Origin of the sequence: Mycolicibacterium brumae (genome assembly GCF_025215495.1) — a bacterium.
Classification (GTDB): domain Bacteria; phylum Actinomycetota; class Actinomycetes; order Mycobacteriales; family Mycobacteriaceae; genus Mycobacterium; species Mycobacterium brumae.
Genome location: NZ_CP104302.1, coordinates 2784916 through 2800263, shown reverse-complemented (window position 1 = coordinate 2800263; position 15348 = coordinate 2784916). Strand labels below are relative to the sequence as shown.

At 64.4% G+C, this 15348-nt stretch carries 16 protein-coding genes; 7 read left to right on the top strand and 9 right to left on the bottom strand.

What is annotated here, in order from left to right:
• Positions 1-53: 53 nt before the first annotated feature.
• The gene (locus L2Z93_RS13670) at positions 54-1478 is read right to left on the bottom strand and encodes a DUF1254 domain-containing protein (protein ID WP_078313701.1); all 1425 of its coding nucleotides are present in this window, start codon (positions 1476-1478) and stop codon (positions 54-56) included.
• A 102-nt stretch (positions 1479-1580) separates the two neighbouring features.
• Positions 1581-1856 carry a hypothetical protein gene (locus tag L2Z93_RS13665; protein ID WP_052615986.1) on the bottom strand — a complete coding sequence of 92 codons (276 nt, stop codon included), beginning with the start codon at positions 1854-1856 and terminating at the stop codon, positions 1581-1583.
• Between the two features lie 147 nt (positions 1857-2003).
• Here L2Z93_RS13665 and L2Z93_RS13660 point away from each other — a divergent pair, with 147 nt between their 5' ends.
• The gene (locus L2Z93_RS13660) at positions 2004-3035 is read left to right on the top strand and encodes an AraC family transcriptional regulator (protein ID WP_052615985.1); all 1032 of its coding nucleotides are present in this window, start codon (positions 2004-2006) and stop codon (positions 3033-3035) included.
• 187 nt (positions 3036-3222) lie between these two features.
• On the opposite strand, the gene L2Z93_RS13655 is transcribed toward L2Z93_RS13660, so the two are convergent.
• The 6 genes from L2Z93_RS13655 to L2Z93_RS13630 all read right to left on the bottom strand — a co-directional run bounded on the left by L2Z93_RS13655 (position 3223) and on the right by L2Z93_RS13630 (position 9032).
• On the bottom strand, positions 3223-3648 hold the full coding sequence (locus L2Z93_RS13655) for a hypothetical protein (protein WP_052615835.1): 426 nt from the start codon (positions 3646-3648) through the stop codon (positions 3223-3225).
• A gap of 179 nt (positions 3649-3827) precedes the next feature.
• The gene (locus tag L2Z93_RS13650) at positions 3828-4763 is read right to left on the bottom strand and encodes an IS3 family transposase (protein WP_090586328.1); all 936 of its coding nucleotides are present in this window, start codon (positions 4761-4763) and stop codon (positions 3828-3830) included.
• Complete coding sequence (locus tag L2Z93_RS13645; protein ID WP_090593709.1) at positions 4760-5050, bottom strand: transposase; 291 nt, start codon at positions 5048-5050, stop codon at positions 4760-4762. Before L2Z93_RS13645 ends, L2Z93_RS13650 begins: the two co-directional genes overlap by 4 nt.
• Before the next feature lie 24 nt (positions 5051-5074).
• Positions 5075-6994: a hypothetical protein gene (locus tag L2Z93_RS13640; RefSeq protein WP_234786294.1), complete on the bottom strand. Its 1920-nt coding sequence runs from the start codon at positions 6992-6994 to the stop codon at positions 5075-5077.
• Positions 6995-7026: 32 nt separating this feature from the next.
• Positions 7027-8631, bottom strand: a complete 1605-nt coding sequence (locus L2Z93_RS13635; protein ID WP_234786295.1) for a hypothetical protein — start codon at positions 8629-8631, stop codon at positions 7027-7029.
• A gap of 86 nt (positions 8632-8717) precedes the next feature.
• On the bottom strand, positions 8718-9032 hold the full coding sequence (locus L2Z93_RS13630) for a hypothetical protein (RefSeq protein ID WP_234786296.1): 315 nt from the start codon (positions 9030-9032) through the stop codon (positions 8718-8720).
• Between the two features lie 15 nt (positions 9033-9047).
• Between L2Z93_RS13630 and L2Z93_RS13625 the strand changes: the two genes are divergently transcribed.
• The 6 genes from L2Z93_RS13625 to L2Z93_RS13600 all read left to right on the top strand — a co-directional run bounded on the left by L2Z93_RS13625 (position 9048) and on the right by L2Z93_RS13600 (position 14454).
• Positions 9048-9296: a hypothetical protein gene (locus L2Z93_RS13625; RefSeq protein ID WP_234786297.1), complete on the top strand. Its 249-nt coding sequence runs from the start codon at positions 9048-9050 to the stop codon at positions 9294-9296.
• Positions 9297-9349: 53 nt separating this feature from the next.
• Positions 9350-9622 (top strand): transposase, encoded by a 273-nt coding sequence (locus L2Z93_RS13620; RefSeq protein WP_090586346.1) that lies wholly within the window; start codon positions 9350-9352, stop codon positions 9620-9622.
• Between the two features lie 63 nt (positions 9623-9685).
• Entirely contained in the window at positions 9686-10810 is a 1125-nt protein-coding gene (locus tag L2Z93_RS13615; protein ID WP_090586342.1) for a tyrosine-type recombinase/integrase, read from the top strand.
• Positions 10810-13023 carry a tyrosine-type recombinase/integrase gene (locus L2Z93_RS13610; protein ID WP_099541440.1) on the top strand — a complete coding sequence of 738 codons (2214 nt, stop codon included), beginning with the start codon at positions 10810-10812 and terminating at the stop codon, positions 13021-13023. The genes L2Z93_RS13615 and L2Z93_RS13610 overlap by 1 nt, the downstream gene beginning before the upstream one ends.
• Positions 13013-13432 (top strand): DUF6262 family protein, encoded by a 420-nt coding sequence (locus tag L2Z93_RS13605; RefSeq protein ID WP_090586336.1) that lies wholly within the window; start codon positions 13013-13015, stop codon positions 13430-13432. The genes L2Z93_RS13610 and L2Z93_RS13605 overlap by 11 nt, the downstream gene beginning before the upstream one ends.
• Before the next feature lie 86 nt (positions 13433-13518).
• On the top strand, positions 13519-14454 hold the full coding sequence (locus L2Z93_RS13600; RefSeq protein WP_090586328.1) for an IS3 family transposase: 936 nt from the start codon (positions 13519-13521) through the stop codon (positions 14452-14454).
• Here the strand turns inward: L2Z93_RS13600 and L2Z93_RS13595 are convergent.
• Positions 14412-15290, bottom strand: a complete 879-nt coding sequence (locus L2Z93_RS13595) for a site-specific integrase (RefSeq protein WP_234786014.1) — start codon at positions 15288-15290, stop codon at positions 14412-14414. The two genes, L2Z93_RS13600 and L2Z93_RS13595, sit on opposite strands and share 43 nt — an antisense overlap.
• Positions 15291-15348: the final 58 nt, after the last annotated feature.

Genomic DNA, 15348 nt, shown 5'->3' with positions numbered 1-15348 from the left:
CTCCCACTCCCGGCTCGCCCGAATCCGGCCGGGCCACTGTGGGTTTCGGTCGGTTAGCTCTTCGATACCTTCGGTGGCGTCCAGCTGCCGTCGCTGATCGCCTGCTCGGGCCAGTAGGTCCGCAGGATCATCTCGAAGTCGCCGGCCGGGGTGGGCAGCCAGTTGGATTCCTTCTCCGGTCCCGGCGAGGTGTGCTGCAGGTAGAGGGTGATCCCGCCGTCGGGGTTGCGCACCAGGTCCGGCAGCATCGGCGAGTTGATCAGGTACCTGTTGATCGGGTTCTCGACCAGCAGGATCTCCGGCAGTTTGTACATGGTGACCGACCAGAACGCCTTCACCGGCGGGAGCTGCCCAGCGGGGAAGGTCAGCGTGTAGGTGTTCGCGCCGTTGAGTTTGGCGCCGGCCGAGTCGTTGGTCAGCGGGATATACATGGCTTCGGCGCCCGGCAGTCCCAGGATGCCCATCACCGCTCCGGCGAACCGGTACAGGTAGTTGCCGCCCAACTGCTCGGCGGACCCGAACAACTGACCGGAGGTCACCTTGCCGGTCTGCATCTGCTCGGTCTGGAAGGTGTGCAGCTCGGCCCACGCATCAGCCATGCCGCCCTCGATGGCATTGCGCTGCTCGTCGCTGAGCGTGGCGAGATCGAAATCCCCGTCGGGTCCGATCCCGATCTTGGCGAACCGATCCCGCAGCTCCTTCTCCTCCGGCTTCACCGGTGCGTATTTCAGCGTGAAGCCCAGGACCTTGAAGAAGTCCAGCGACGTCTTCTCCTCGTCCGGTGTCAGCGGCGTGATGAAGTCGACCGCGGGCGCAGGGGCTGGGGCCGGCGCCTTCTGGAACGTCGAGAGCGGCTCGACCTTGTACTGGGCCTGGATCTTCTTGACGTTGTCGAGGTCGGCCGGGTTGAACAGCTGCGTGCGGTACAGGACCAGCCCGAAGTCAGTGTCGGTGCGGATCACCTTGTCGACGCCGGCGGGTTTCTCGCCCTGCCAGCCGGGGCCGGCCAGCAGGTAGGTGCCACCACCATTGCCGGTCGTGCGGCTGCCGATTAGGTCGTAGACGTAGGTGTAGCTGTCGATGAACTGCAGCGAGAAGTACCGGCCCTGCTCGATCGGCGGCACCGTCAGCACCAGCGGCTCGGTCCGCAGGTCGGTTGCCAGGAACGAGTACGGCGTATCGGAGTTGGGTGTCTGCACCGTGGTGTCGGCCGGGGTGAAAACGCGGGCGATGCTGTGGATCTGGTTCCAGTCGCCCAGGTACTGGCCGCTGTCCTTGCTGACCGCGTAGGCGTTCTCGATGCGGTACATGTCCACCATCGGGAAGCCGTACACGTATGCCTCTTTGGCGATCGTGCGCATCTCCTGCGGCGTCACCGCCGAGCTGCCCGTGGGCGCTTCGGATTTGCCGCCACAGCCCGCGATCGCTGCGACCACCGCCGCGGCGATACCAATCGCCATGGCCTTGCCGAACCTCATTCGTTCTCCTCTGATTGTCAGTTGGCACCGCGGGTCCGCTCGCGGGGCCGCTCGGGTGCAGGTTAGCTGGTGTGGCGCCGCGGTGTGTGCAGTCGCCGCTGGTCAGCAGGGTTGGCCGGGCGGGGTGAAGTACGGAACGCCTTCGACGGTGTAGCAGGGGATCTCGCCGGGCACGTACGGGACATGCTGGGCCGCGATCGCCGCACCCACGGCGACGTCGCCGGCGATGTTGGTGCAGCCGCCTGCGGAGAAGTGCCGGCCCCCGGCGCTTGCGCAGACATCCGCCGACGCCGTGGCCGCGTTGATGATCGGTGCGATGGTCAGCGGAGCGGCGGCGAGTGCCGCGGCGGCCAGCAGCGTTGTGATACGTCGGTTCACGGGGTTCCCCTGGTTCATCTCCGTTGTGGCCCACCCTTATCGGGTCGGCCACAACACGTCACGGTTCCCCGACCCGGGCAACCACTTTGCACGACCCGGCACCCGCTTGTCTTGACTTTGCTGGACCTCTTCTTGACCATCATGGACATGCATCTGGTCCGTGGATCGTCGCTCACCGGGTTCGCTCCGCTTGTCAGCACTCACGGGGGAGATCCGGACGCGCTGCTGGCGTCGGCCGGGATCGATCCCGCCGACGCGGGAAACGATGACCGCTTCATTCCGCTGCGCAGCGCCATTGCCGCGGTCGAAGACGCGGCCACGGTCCTGGATGTGCCCGACTTAGGACTCCAGCTCGCTCAGCACCAGAGCATCGACATCCTCGGCCCGGTCGCGCTCGCGGCCCGCACCACGGCCACCGTCGCCGAGGCGTTCACCATCCTGGACACCTACATGAGCTCCCACAGCCCCGGTATCATCGCACGCATCACCGACCATGCCGATCCGGCGCTGCGGCGGTTCGAATACGACTTCCTGCTGCAGCCGTCGCCCCCGCAATCCCAGGCGATCGAACTAGCATTGGGCCTCACCCTGCAGGTGCTGCGCCTGTTCCTGGGCGCCGCGTACCGACCCGTCGCCGTGCACGTGCCGCACCCGCCGCTGGGAACCGATTCCGACTACCGCGGCTACTTCGGATGCACAGCCCACTTCAACGATCCGATCGCGGGATTCACCCTGCGCGCCAAGGATTTACAGCGCCCGCTCACCCACGATCCGCTGGCACACCGACTCGCCATGCACTACCTGACAGAAGCCCACGGTCAGCGCACACGCGACATCGCCGACACGGTGCGCAGCATGGTGCGCCAACTGCTACCCACCGGCGAACTCACGGCGGGGTTGGTGGCCCATCAGTTCGGCATCCACCCCAAGACCCTGCAGCGACGCCTCGTCGCGGAAGGGACCACCTTCCCCGAACTGGTCGACCAGACCCGCCGTGAACTGGCCCACCGCCTGCTCGTCGGCACCGACCTACCCGTGTCCCACGTGTCGCGCCAGCTCGGCTACGCCGAGCACAGCGTGTTCACCCGCGCCTGCAAACGCTGGTTCGGGGTGACCCCCACCGCGTACCGGAACCGGTACCATCCCGGTGGGGGACGACTTGCCTTCTGTATGGGGTAGACCAACGCCGCGTTTTGACGGTGCGTTTTGGTGACGGTCTGTCGATCCCGGCGGGGCGTCGCCCGAGCGGCGATCGGATCACGCCGACGATGCGTCCGGTGTAGCTTCTGCGGACTTGGGCCGGGCGATCATTGTGCTCGATTCGCTCATCGAACCGATCCGCACAGATCCGCGTGGGCGAAACTCGTTACTCCCCCCGCTGGCCTCGCCGGATTCGCGTGACGAGTTCGATCTCCGCCCGCTCGTTCTCGGCATCAAGCTGCCGCGCGAACAGTGCGGTGGCGAAGCGGTCGAGTTGGTCGTGTAGGTCACGGTTCTTCTGGCGTAGTTCGGCGATGGTCTGCCGGTCGTTACGGATCGCAGCGGCATTCAGGCTGTCACCCCTAGTCAGGTTCGCGGTGAGTTGCTCGAAGCGGCTGTTGAGACGGTACGAGCTGTTCTCGATTCGGTCCTGAACGAAGGCGCGAGCGACGGCGTCGTGACTCCGGCCGGTGATCGCTTCGATTTGTCTTTTGGTGCGTGGCATGTCGGAGCTGTTCTCAATGGCGGTGATGGCGTCGGCGATCGCTTGCATGACGGCATCGCTGACGCGCTTGCGGGTGGGGCTAGGCATGTTCGTTCTCCTGGTCCAGGTCGTCGTCGTAGAGGTCGTCTGGGTCGTCGGCCGTGGTGAGTTCGCGGCGGATGCGGGCGAGGTTTGCGCGGTCTCGGCGCATCTGTTCGATGAGAGCCGGATGGCCGCGCTGTTGATCGAGGTAGGTGTGAGCTTCCCCCGAAATCGTGGAGGGTTCCTTATGCCGCTTCCGGCTTGGTGTTGGCTTCCCTGATTTCGTAGTCGACGGGCGATAACCCGTCTGCGGCACTGTGCCGGCGTTGGTGATTGTAGAAAGTGTGACACCAATCCATGACCACTGGACGCGCATCCACAATATCATGAAAACGGTTGCGGGACAGCACTTCCCACTCCAGCGATGAGAAGAACGATTCCGCGACCGCGTTGTCGAAACATGATCCCACCCGACCCATCGACTGCCGGATCCCCAGCTTCCGGCACGTCTTGGCGTACAACTTGGAGGTATAGACGCTGCCCCGGTCGCTGTGGAAAATCACCCGCTGACCAGGATCTTCACGCCAGATCACCGCCCGGCCGCCGCGGACCGCCACGGCCATCTTGATCGCCGCGCACGCCAACTCGGCGTCCGGACGCAGGCCCATCGCCGACCCCAGCAGCCGCCGGCCAAACAAATCGATCACGGTGGCCAAGTAGCACTTCTGACCCGACTCCGTCGGAATCTCGGTGATATCGCCCACCCATTTCTGATTCGGCCGATCGGCGCTGAACTTCCGTTTCACCAGGTCAGGGAACTTCGGCGCCGACGGATCCTGAACCGTCAGGCACCGCCGCCGGCGGATCCGCCGCGCCACCAACCCCTGACGGCGCATCGAATCGGCCACCGTCTTCTCCGAGACCGCCCACCCCTCATCACGCAGGTCTGCGACCAACCGCGGTGACCCGTGCAATTCCCGGGCTTTGCCGAACGCCTCCTTGACCGCGGCGTCACGCTCAGCACGGCGGCGCTCCCGCTCAGTGTGCACACCGTCGGGGTCATCCGCGCGGGCGATCCACTTATAGAACCACGCCAGACTCACCCCCAGCAGAGCGCACGTGATCGTATGCGGCACACGGTATTTGGTCCTCTGGTCAGCGACAAAGCGTGCCACGCTCACTTCGTCGCCTCCTTCACCCACAGGACCACGGATCGCTTGAGGACATCACGCTCCATCCGCAGCTCAGCGACCTCACCGCGCAGGCGTTTGAGCTCCTCGACATCGTCGCGGCTCAACTCCCCACGGCCCTCCCGGGCCTCCCGGTCCCGAGTGACCCAATTGCCCAAGGTGCCCTCGTTGACCCCCAGATCCCGAGCGACCTGGGCAATCGGCTTACCCGTCTCATGAACGATCCGAACAGCTCCTTCACGGAACTCCCGGTCGTACTTCTTCCGTTTCTCTGACATCGCTACTCCTTATAGCTGATGCCTCTACGGTCTCGGGGGAAGGTCAGTGTCGATGCGGTCGATGGCACTGGCGATCACGCCGACATGTGCAGAGCGCAGTAGGGCGTTGGTGCAGTCGACGCCGACGCACACGTGGTCGCCGAGTTTTGGGCGGTCGCCGCCGCAGCTACTGGTTGCCGGGTTCCACATGCAGTCATTGGTGAGCCCCAGGTGAAGTCGCTCGGCTAGCGTTGCGGTGAGGCGATCGGCGCGGTCAGAGTTGGTGATGATCTGTGCGCGGAATCCGGTCACGTGGTGAGCTGCCGGCCCTGCCACGGGACTATCCGCCTGCAGCAGGGCGGCGGCGTCGCTGTGCAGGACGCGTTTGCGTTCGTCGTCCATGAGGCGTACGGCCCGTTGTTGTCCGTCACTCATGTAGCCGGTGGTCATCCGCCATGCGCTGTGTCCCAGTTGGATTCCCAATCCGAGTTCCGCTCCGGGGCGGGTGGTGGCGAAGACACTGAACGCACGTCGGAGGGAGGTTGCGTTGACGGCCTGGCCGTTCGGGATCGCGATGTGTTCCAGCCCGAGTCCCCGACCGCGTCCTGGTCGTTGGGCGGGGTCATCGTTGACGAACGCGATGAGCCTGGCGATGTCGCGATTCGGGGCGTAGGAGCCAGCGTTGCCACTGCGGCGGGCGAACAGATGCGTGTCGTGTCTTGTGAGTTCGCCCAGCACCTCGACGGTCCGGATGACAGGTCTGGGTGCCCACCACGTTCGGCGCTCACCGTCAGGATGGTCGTTGCCCTTGTGCTGGATGCTGCGGAGCGCGGCGAGTCCGTCCTTGGTGGTGTGACTGTCGCATGTCAGTTCCTGGATCTCGCTGTCGCGCATGCCGGTAAGACTGGCGATCAGGATGTAGCAAGCAGCGCGGAGCACGCTTTCGAGATACTCGGTTTCACCGAGGCCCAACTCCTCCACCCACGGGCTGCTTGTCCCGTCCGGGTGGGAGACGACGGCAGTCGGCACGTGCAGTCCTCCGAAAGTCGCCCGCTGCGGGTCGGCCGCAGCGGTTGCGATTAGTGCCGTGGCGTCCGGCATGTACTGGTGGCTCGCCCGGTTGAGGACGTTGGCGTTGATGCCGAGGAGTTTTTCTAGCAGTGTCGTATTCGGCTCTCCTCGTTGATGTTTGGTGCGGCCGAACCCGGTATGCAGGGGTAACAGACCGCGCTGCTCCGTCCAGTCGAGCAAGGCGTTGTACGCGTTGGCTCCAGCTGGTCCTCGTGGCTCCTTCGGAAGCGCAGCTCGAGTATCGGTCGCGGCGATGATGTCATCGCTGAATCGGTCGACGATTACCCATGATGCGGTGATGAGCGGCGCCCAGGTCTCCCACGGGAGGGGCGGCGTGGTGTTCTCGGTGTGCGTGACTTCACCGCTGACGCTGGAAGCGCTGCGGCCCGCCCAGGGGAAGAAGGAAAGCGCATCGGGCAGAACTGCCTGGCACTCTCGCAGCAACCGCAAGGTGGTGACGTACCCACGGATACTCGTCGCGGTGAGTCCGACGCCGCCCGCGCGGTGCTGGCCAGTGCGGAGGTCATCGAGGAAACGATCGGCGTCGGCTTGAGTCCAGTCGGCGAAGCGGGCGGTTCCGTTGTCCTCGGACCACTTGGCGATGACGACGAGCTTGCGAAAGCAGTCGTATAGCCCTGCTGGTGGTGTTCCGTCGCCGCGGCGGATGACGCCCGCCTCTACGACGACTTCGCGGTCGGGGGCTGCGACCGTCATGAGGATGTTCTTGACGGTCATGCGGTGCACATCCGGAGCGCTGGCGAAGTGAATGTAGCGCTCTGCCATGTTGACCCGGTTGGCCACAAGGGCGAGATCCCATGGGTCGTCGCCGTATTGCGGGCCGCCGGCAAGATGGGGCCAGACGCGCACCTCCGCGGTGAAGGGGTTCCTCCACAATGCTGGGGATTCTCGCGGGGATCTTCTGGCCGTCACGATGCCGGTGCTTCCGGGACGCCACGCATGTCGTTGAGAATGCCTGCGTCGATCGGTGTCAGGTTCGCTTGCTGGCGGGCGTGCTTGACCTGCTCGGGAGTGAAGGTCGGCAGGACCACCTCAGTGATGGTGTCGTAGATCGGTTTCCAGTGCGTCTGCCAGGTTTCCGGGTCGGCGGCGCGATCGGGATGTGTCATGTCCTGGATCGCGAGGGCAGCCGGCAGGTGGTGCAGCGTGATGAGCGCGTTGGGGCACGCGAAGCAGGTGCCGGTGATGGACTTGGTGCAGACCGTTCCTTTCTTCTCGTAGGGGCTGTCGAGAGGATTGCGGCATCCGGTGTGTGGTCCGTCGAGTTGGCCGGCAACTAGAGCGCTGGCGGTGTCCTGGTCGAGGCCGGGCGCGTCTGCACCGGCTCGGATGGCTTGCTCAGCGTCCGGGCTAACGATGGTCGGACCGTTGATAGCGCTGTCGAATATGTCGTTGACGCTGTCGATGAGGATGCGGCCGGCTTCGGCGCGGAGAACAGTGCTGTTGGTGTAGTGGCCGAAGAAGGTCTTCGCGGAGTGGCGGCGCCCGTTAGCCAGGTAGGACTTGGGGTCGGCGAGCACTTCGCGGGTGGTGGCAACCTTGCGCAGCCGTGCCCATTGGTTCGGACCCGATAGCGGAAGGCTGTTCCGCGCGGCAATCTCAGATAGCCGGTAAGCCAGGCGCTGCCAAGGTGGTTGCTTCACTCTCCCATGAACATCCTCCATCAGGATCAATGAGGGGTTATCAGATTCGGCGCGGGCGGCTGCGTTGAGCATCACGGCCCAGCGAAACGCGGTGAATGGAGCGGTGTCACGGCGGGCGTACACCTCGTCGTACGTTTCGTGTGCGCGGTTCTTGGTGTATCGGACGCGGAGCAGGTCGATGAGGTCGTTCTCGGCGAGATAGCGGAGTCTGTCTATCGGCGACAGCGTGGACACCGAGTCCTCTGCTTCGGCCGTGGTAGTGGCTTCGATGTCGTGAACGGTCAGGGCGCGGAGCACCTCAGGCGGTTCGCCGGTTGCGAGGCTGAGCAGTACGTGTGTGGCGGTCTGGACGTCGATGTCGGTAATGCCTCGGTCCGGCTGGGACAGAGCATTTTTCGCCTTCTGGTAAGCCCATCGGCGCCATGCGCGGGTCTCCTGCTCGCTCAGCGGCGGCAGTCCGTCGTTGCGGTGGTGCCATAAGCGCGGTTGTCGCGCCAACCGATCGGCGATCTGTTCATGAAGCGTGCCGGGGTGGTCATCCTCGTGCCGTCGAAGGAGGGCGAAGACGTGGACGACTTTGCGATAGGCGGTGTCTGATTTCGCTTCTCGGTGACTAGCCAGCATATTGAGTTCCCACAGGTCCAAATGTGCCCGGCGCAAGTCCCGCAACGCGAATGCGGTCTTCTGATCGTCGGTCAGCGGTAGCGTACCCATCGACCGCAAGAAGCTCAGAAGCCCTGACGTGAGTGAGTACTCCATGCGCCCGAACTCAGTAAGCACCTCGAGCCAAGTCCCTGCGAGTTCGGCTGCGATAACCGGTGTCTCAAACGTCGAGGGGTCAATGGTGTAGGTCAGTGTGTCGCTGTACACGGCCCACTCGAAGGTGAACCGGCCATCGTTCGACGCCGACGGTGTCGCAGAATTCGCGGGCACGTCGGGGGTCGAGTAGGAGCCCCTCACTGAACGTCTCCGGCATCGGGGCCAACGTCGGGCTCATCCCAGTCGTCCTCGATGGTCTCGGGGTCGGGGCCGGGGTCGTCATCGGTATGTCCTACGACGTCGGCTGCGGTTCCCGCGAGGGCGGCCGGAACGTCTTCGGTCCATGTGCCTGCGGCGTGGAGGTAGTGCATGGTGGTCTGGACGCTGGCGTGGCCGAGGAGTTCCTTGACGGTCAGTACGGGGTTTGCCAGCAGCAGGTAGGCGTCTCCGGCGCGCTGTCGTCCTTCCTTCATGAGCGCGGCCAGCATCCGGACCGCGTAAGAATGTCGCATCGTGTGAGGTGTGACGTGAACGTGGCGGGGCGGCTGGTCTCGGTGGCCGGAGTGGCGGACTCGTTCGCGAGCGTCGGCGAAGAGTTGGTTCCAGCGTTCGAGTCCGGGTGGGAGTCCGCTGCGGGATACGAACAACGCGAGTGGGTCGATGGTGCCGTCATCGAGGAGCCGGACGGCTTTGGCCCGGTCCTTGTTGGTGAACCGGACCAGTGGAATGCGCTGGGATCCGATGGCGACGTAGAGCTTTCCCCGCCGCTCGATTAGGTCGTCGTGACCTTCCCCCGAGACCGTAGAGGCATCAGCTATAAGGAGTAGCGATGTCAGAGAAACGGAAGAAGTACGACCGGGAGTTCCGTGAAGGAGCTGTTCGGATCGTTCATGAGACGGGTAAGCCGATTGCCCAGGTCGCTCGGGATCTGGGGGTCAACGAGGGCACCTTGGGCAATTGGGTCACTCGGGACCGGGAGGCCCGGGAGGGCCGTGGGGAGTTGAGCCGCGACGATGTCGAGGAGCTCAAACGCCTGCGCGGTGAGGTCGCTGAGCTGCGGATGGAGCGTGTTATCTACAGCCCATTGGTTGGGTGTCTTTGATGTAGTCGACACACCCTTTGAGGCTCAGGGTATTTCGTCGTGGACCGGTTATCTTTAGTGTCCATGACGCCCTCGCCGGGTTACGTGGTGCAGCGGGTGGTGATGCCGTTCGGCGATCTGGAATCGTGGACGGTGGTGGGTGCCGATGCGTGCACGGTGGAGCCGGTCGAGGCGTTCCTGGCTCATCTGCATGCGGTGGAACGCTCCGTCAACACCGTGCGTGCGTATGCCCATGATCTTCGGGACTGGTTCGCGTTTTGTGCCCGGGCGGGTCTGGTGTGGTCGAATGTGCGTCTGGAGGATGTGGGCCGGTTCGTCGCCTGGCTGAGACTGGGGCCAGAGAGTCGGGATGTGCCTAACGTGGTGGCGCTGCCGACCCTGGCGTCGGCGGGGTGCTCAGAGGCCACGGTGAACCGGAAACTGTCGGCGGTGTCGGCGTTCTATGAGTTCCATCAGCGTCACGGTGTCGATCTGGGTGATCTTTTGGTGACGTGGCAGCGACGCAGGTCTGGCGGTAGCTCGTGGCGGCCTTTGTTGGCGCACTTGGGTTCTCGACCGGAGCGGACCAGCAGGATCCGGTTGCGCGCCGACAAGCAGTTGCCGTCGACACTGGATGAGCAGCAGGTGGCGGCGGTGCTGGAGTCGTGCGAGCGGCTGCGGGACCGGTTGTTGTTCACTGTGCTGGCCGAGACCGGGCTGCGTATTGGGGAGGCTCTGGGATTGCGCCATGAGGACATTGACGCCGCTGCGTGCGTGGTGTCGGTGGTGGGCCGGGCGAATACCAATGGGGCGCGGGCCAAGTCCGGTTCGCGTCAAGTTCCGGTGCCGGGCCGTCTGATTCGCATGTATTGCGATTACCTGCATGTCGAGTACGGCGATCTCGATAGCGATTATGTCTTCGTCAATCTGTGGGCCGATCCGGTGGGGGCGCCGATGACCTACCGCAGCGTTCACGACTTGACGCTGCGGCTTCGTTCCAGGACAGGAATCCGGTTTTCCCCGCACGTATTCCGTCATACATACGCGACGAGCCTGCTGCGTCGTGGAGTCGCGGTCGAGGTGGTCAGCAAGTTGCTCGGACACGCCTCGATCGCCACGACCGGTGACACGTATTCGCACCTGAGCGTGGCGGACGCTCGCCGAGCGCTCGTGGCCGCAGGCGTTCTCGATCACGGCAGCGGACTGTGATGAGCACACCGGCGGCACGATCCACGGCGGTCGGTGTGAGTGGATTCGCCGAGAGGCTGGCCGCCGCGGTGAGGCCTGAGTTCCAGGTTGAGGTGTTGGTGCCTACGATCGGCGATCCGATCCTGGGCACCCCGGCATGTGTTGTTGCCGGATGTGTTCGCTCGACCAGCTACGACAGATTGTGTCAGCCGCATTATCGCCGTTGGACGATCCAGGGGCGCCCCGGCCTCGCGGACTGGGCGTGCTCAGCGGACCCGATGGTGGCCGGGCGTCGTCCGTTGAAGATTTGCGCGGTGGTCGGCTGCGGATACGGTCAGCACCGATATCACTTGTGCTACCGGCATTCCCGCCAATGGGACAGTGCCGACCGTCCCGATCTGGCGTCCTGGACACCGCCCGTGGCGGCCGCTGCGGCGGTGTGTGGGGTGACTGGCTGCGGGTTGTGGTCTGAGCTCGATGCTGGTTGGTGCCGCTCCCACCACGTTCGTTGGCGTCAGCGCGGGCGCCCGTCGACGACGGAGTTCATCGCATACTGCGCTGACTACGGCGAGGACCGATTCGACTTGCGATCCCTGCCACCGCGACTGCGCGTGGAGATCCAGTACGCATTGCAGTGCCGTGTTGACGGCGAGCGGGCACGCACCCCGCCGCGGGCGATCCAACCGTTGGTGAACCATCTCGCCGAATCCGGTGAGGTGTCGCTGCTGGACCAATCGCTGGCGTGTTGGCAAGAAGGCTTGCCCGCCAAGGTGATTAGCACCGGGCGGGCGTTCCTCAGCTACGCTATCGACTGCCTGCTCGACCTGCGTGACGGCACCGGATGGGACGCCGAGTATCCCCAAGACGTGTGGCTGCTGCGGCGGCTGGCAATCCCCGGGGCGGGCCACGGCGCTCGACTCGACTTCACACCGATCCAACCGACCTGGCTACGCGGCCTGGTCAAACGCTGGTGCCGGTGGCGGCTGTCGTGTGGGATTGGACTTCGGCAGGTCCGCAAGGACCACATATCGCTTCTGCGGCTATCCCGGCTGACACCAGGTCTAAGCGATTCGAACAGCCCAGCAGCGCTGACGCGGCCCGCGCTGGAGGCCTATCTGGCCGCCCTCGCAGTCGAGGTTCCCCACACCAAGACCCGCCACGGCGACATCGGCGCGGTGACTGGATTCCTTCGCGGAGTGCGCCAACACCGTTGGGCAAGTTTGCCCGTCGATGCTGATCTCTATCCCGACGACCATCCCAAGCTCGAACAGTCCTCAGCCTCACGAGCAATCCCGGAGTTCGTGATGAACCAGCTCGAAACCCCGGAGAACCTCGATCGCATCGCTGACCCGCGCATCCGGCTGCTCATCGATATCCTCATCGGCGCTGGGCTGCGGATCGGCGATGCCACACGGCTGAACATCGACTGTCTTATCCCAGACGCCGCCGGGGCGACGTACTTGCGTTACCGCAACCACAAGATGCGCCGTGAAGCCATCGTGCCCATCGACGACCGTCTCGCCGCAGCCATCGCAGAACAGCAACAACGAACCCTGACAAAGCATCCCGACTCCACGGTGTTGATCACGCGCACCCATGCCAATCCCCACGGCCGCCACCCCATCGGGCCCGGGACGTTCGATCTGCGCCTGAGGCAATGGCTGGCCGACATCGCTGTCATCGACGAACTCGGTCGCCCAGTCAGAGTCACACCGCACCAATTCCGACACACCTACGCCACCCGGCTGATCAACAACGACGTCTCCCAGGAAGTCGTCCGCAGGCTGCTCGATCACACCAGCCACACCATGACCGCCCGATATGCCCGCCTGGCCGACACCACAATCCGTGCCCAGTGGGAACGTGCTCGCAAAATTGATATCCACGGCCAGCCCGTCGACACCAGCGGCGACGGGCTGCTCGGCGATGCCGAGTGGATGAACCACAACCTCGCCCGAGCGAAAATGACACTGCCCAACGGGTATTGCGGTCTCCCACTGCAGAAGTCCTGCCCGCACGCCAACGCGTGCCTGACCTGCCCGGTATTCATCACCACCCCCGAATTCCTGCCTCAGCACCACGCTCAACGCACCCAGACCCTGCAATTGATCACCGCCGCCGAAGCCCGCGGCCAACAACGGATGGCCCAGACTAACCGCACCGTGCTGGCCAACCTCGACACCATCATCACCGCACTCGAATCCGCCCCGAAGGACCCGAAACATGCGTGCTGACAACAGCTCTCACCTTGTCGCCGCGGCCAAGCAGCGCCATGAACAGACCCGAGCCAAAGCGATCGCCGCCCTACATGACCTCGACCGGGCCGGCGCCGCGATCAGTTTCCAGGCCGTGGCCGACCGCGCCGATGTCTCACGATCCTGGCTCTACACCCAAACCGACCTCAAAGACGAAATCCGCAGGATCCGTGCCCGACGCCCGCCCGCGCCCGGCCACCCCACGAAATCTCCCCAACCCGCCAGTGACGCATCGCTACGGCAACGGCTTACCCTCGCTCACCAACGGATCCGGGAACTCGATGAGGATAACCACCGACTCCGCAGTCAAATTGCCCATCTCCACGGCCAAATCCGCGCCAGCCGGACAACTACGTCGAAGACACTGTCCACGACGCAACAACCATGATCACACCGGGATCCCTGACGGCGGCTGAAGATAAAGCGTGATGTCCTCAAGCGATCCGTGGTCCTGTGGGTGAAGGAGGCGACGAAGTGAGCGTGGCACGCTTTGTCGCTGACCAGAGGACCAAATACCGTGTGCCGCATACGATCACGTGCGCTCTGCTGGGGGTGAGTCTGGCGTGGTTCTATAAGTGGATCGCCCGCGCGGATGACCCCGACGGTGTGCACACTGAGCGGGAGCGCCGCCGTGCTGAGCGTGACGCCGCGGTCAAGGAGGCGTTCGGCAAAGCCCGGGAATTGCACGGGTCACCGCGGTTGGTCGCAGACCTGCGTGATGAGGGGTGGGCGGTCTCGGAGAAGACGGTGGCCGATTCGATGCGCCGTCAGGGGTTGGTGGCGCGGCGGATCCGCCGGCGGCGGTGCCTGACGGTTCAGGATCCGTCGGCGCCGAAGTTCCCTGACCTGGTGAAACGGAAGTTCAGCGCCGATCGGCCGAATCAGAAATGGGTGGGCGATATCACCGAGATTCCGACGGAGTCGGGTCAGAAGTGCTACTTGGCCACCGTGATCGATTTGTTTGGCCGGCGGCTGCTGGGGTCGGCGATGGGCCTGCGTCCGGACGCCGAGTTGGCGTGCGCGGCGATCAAGATGGCCGTGGCGGTCCGCGGCGGCCGGGCGGTGATCTGGCGTGAAGATCCTGGTCAGCGGGTGATTTTCCACAGCGACCGGGGCAGCGTCTATACCTCCAAGTTGTACGCCAAGACGTGCCGGAAGCTGGGGATCCGGCAGTCGATGGGTCGGGTGGGATCATGTTTCGACAACGCGGTCGCGGAATCGTTCTTCTCATCGCTGGAGTGGGAAGTGCTGTCCCGCAACCGTTTTCATGATATTGTGGATGCGCGTCCAGTGGTCATGGATTGGTGTCACACTTTCTACAATCACCAACGCCGGCACAGTGCCGCAGACGGGTTATCGCCCGTCGACTACGAAATCAGGGAAGCCAACACCAAGCCGGAAGCGGCATAAGGAACCCTCCACGATTTCGGGGGAAGCTCATCGACCACCAGCAGAGAGCCGTCACGAATCTTGGCGCGGAGGCTGCGTTGGGCCGCCTTTACGACGCGGTGCCGTTCCGTCCGGCGGTAGAGGTCGGTGGCGTGGGCTACCTGTGCGGTGATGTAGATGGATCGGACCACCTGCTTCTTGCCGAGCCGGTCGAAGACCTGGATGGACTCGGATCCCATCGTTTCGGGGGCCGGAACCTCGGCGTCGAGGAGAAGCGCGCACTCCTCGCGTCGGAGGCCGGTGGTTGCCAGTAGCAGCCCGTACACGTAGTCGCGTTCGGGGTAGGCGGGCGCACCCGCGGGGTCGGAGCCGTCACCGCGCAGGCCGACCTCGAGGAAGTGCTTGGTCTGGGCCGCCTTGAGGAATCGCGCTCTACGCTCGCGATGTTTGTGGGAAATGAGAGTGTTGCGGTTGTTGCGGCCCCAGCGCGGGATCGGGTCTTTCTCCATCCAGCCGATCTGGGCGGCGTAGTAGAAGAACGAGGAGAAGCAGCCAAATTCGGTAGCCAGCGTGCTGTCCAGGACTTCCTGCTGGCGGGCATCCCGGTAAGCGGTCAGATCCTCAGTCGTGGTGGCGGTGAGGTCCACCAATTCCCCGCCGCGGCGCTGGCGTACGAACCGCAGCAACCGAGCGAGATGGTAGGCGTGAAAGCTCCGCAGGCTGTCGAGGTCGTAGGCGCGTTGACGCCATGCGGTCAGCAGGTAGGTGTTGAGTCGGTCGCAGCCGGTCAGTGAGCCGTCGTCATCGACGATGAACGGAAGGCCGTCCGGGATGTCCTGCCGGTCGAGCGCCTGCACAACCGACGACCATGGGAGCGTTGTCACGCCATCGGGAGCTTGCAGAACTTCGCCCTCG

Coding starts and splice junctions, on each gene's coding strand:
- L2Z93_RS13670 (WP_078313701.1), bottom strand. CDS start 1,478: ATGAGGTTCGGCAAGGCCATGGCGATTGGTATCGCCGCGGCGGTGGTC.
- L2Z93_RS13660 (WP_052615985.1), top strand. CDS start 2,004: ATGCATCTGGTCCGTGGATCGTCGCTCACCGGGTTCGCTCCGCTTGTC.
- L2Z93_RS13655 (WP_052615835.1), bottom strand. CDS start 3,648: ATGCCTAGCCCCACCCGCAAGCGCGTCAGCGATGCCGTCATGCAAGCG.
- L2Z93_RS13645 (WP_090593709.1), bottom strand. CDS start 5,050: ATGTCAGAGAAACGGAAGAAGTACGACCGGGAGTTCCGTGAAGGAGCT.
- L2Z93_RS13630 (WP_234786296.1), bottom strand. CDS start 9,032: ATGCGACATTCTTACGCGGTCCGGATGCTGGCCGCGCTCATGAAGGAA.
- L2Z93_RS13620 (WP_090586346.1), top strand. CDS start 9,350: ATGTCAGAGAAACGGAAGAAGTACGACCGGGAGTTCCGTGAAGGAGCT.
- L2Z93_RS13615 (WP_090586342.1), top strand. CDS start 9,686: ATGACGCCCTCGCCGGGTTACGTGGTGCAGCGGGTGGTGATGCCGTTC.
- L2Z93_RS13610 (WP_099541440.1), top strand. CDS start 10,810: ATGAGCACACCGGCGGCACGATCCACGGCGGTCGGTGTGAGTGGATTC.
- L2Z93_RS13605 (WP_090586336.1), top strand. CDS start 13,013: ATGCGTGCTGACAACAGCTCTCACCTTGTCGCCGCGGCCAAGCAGCGC.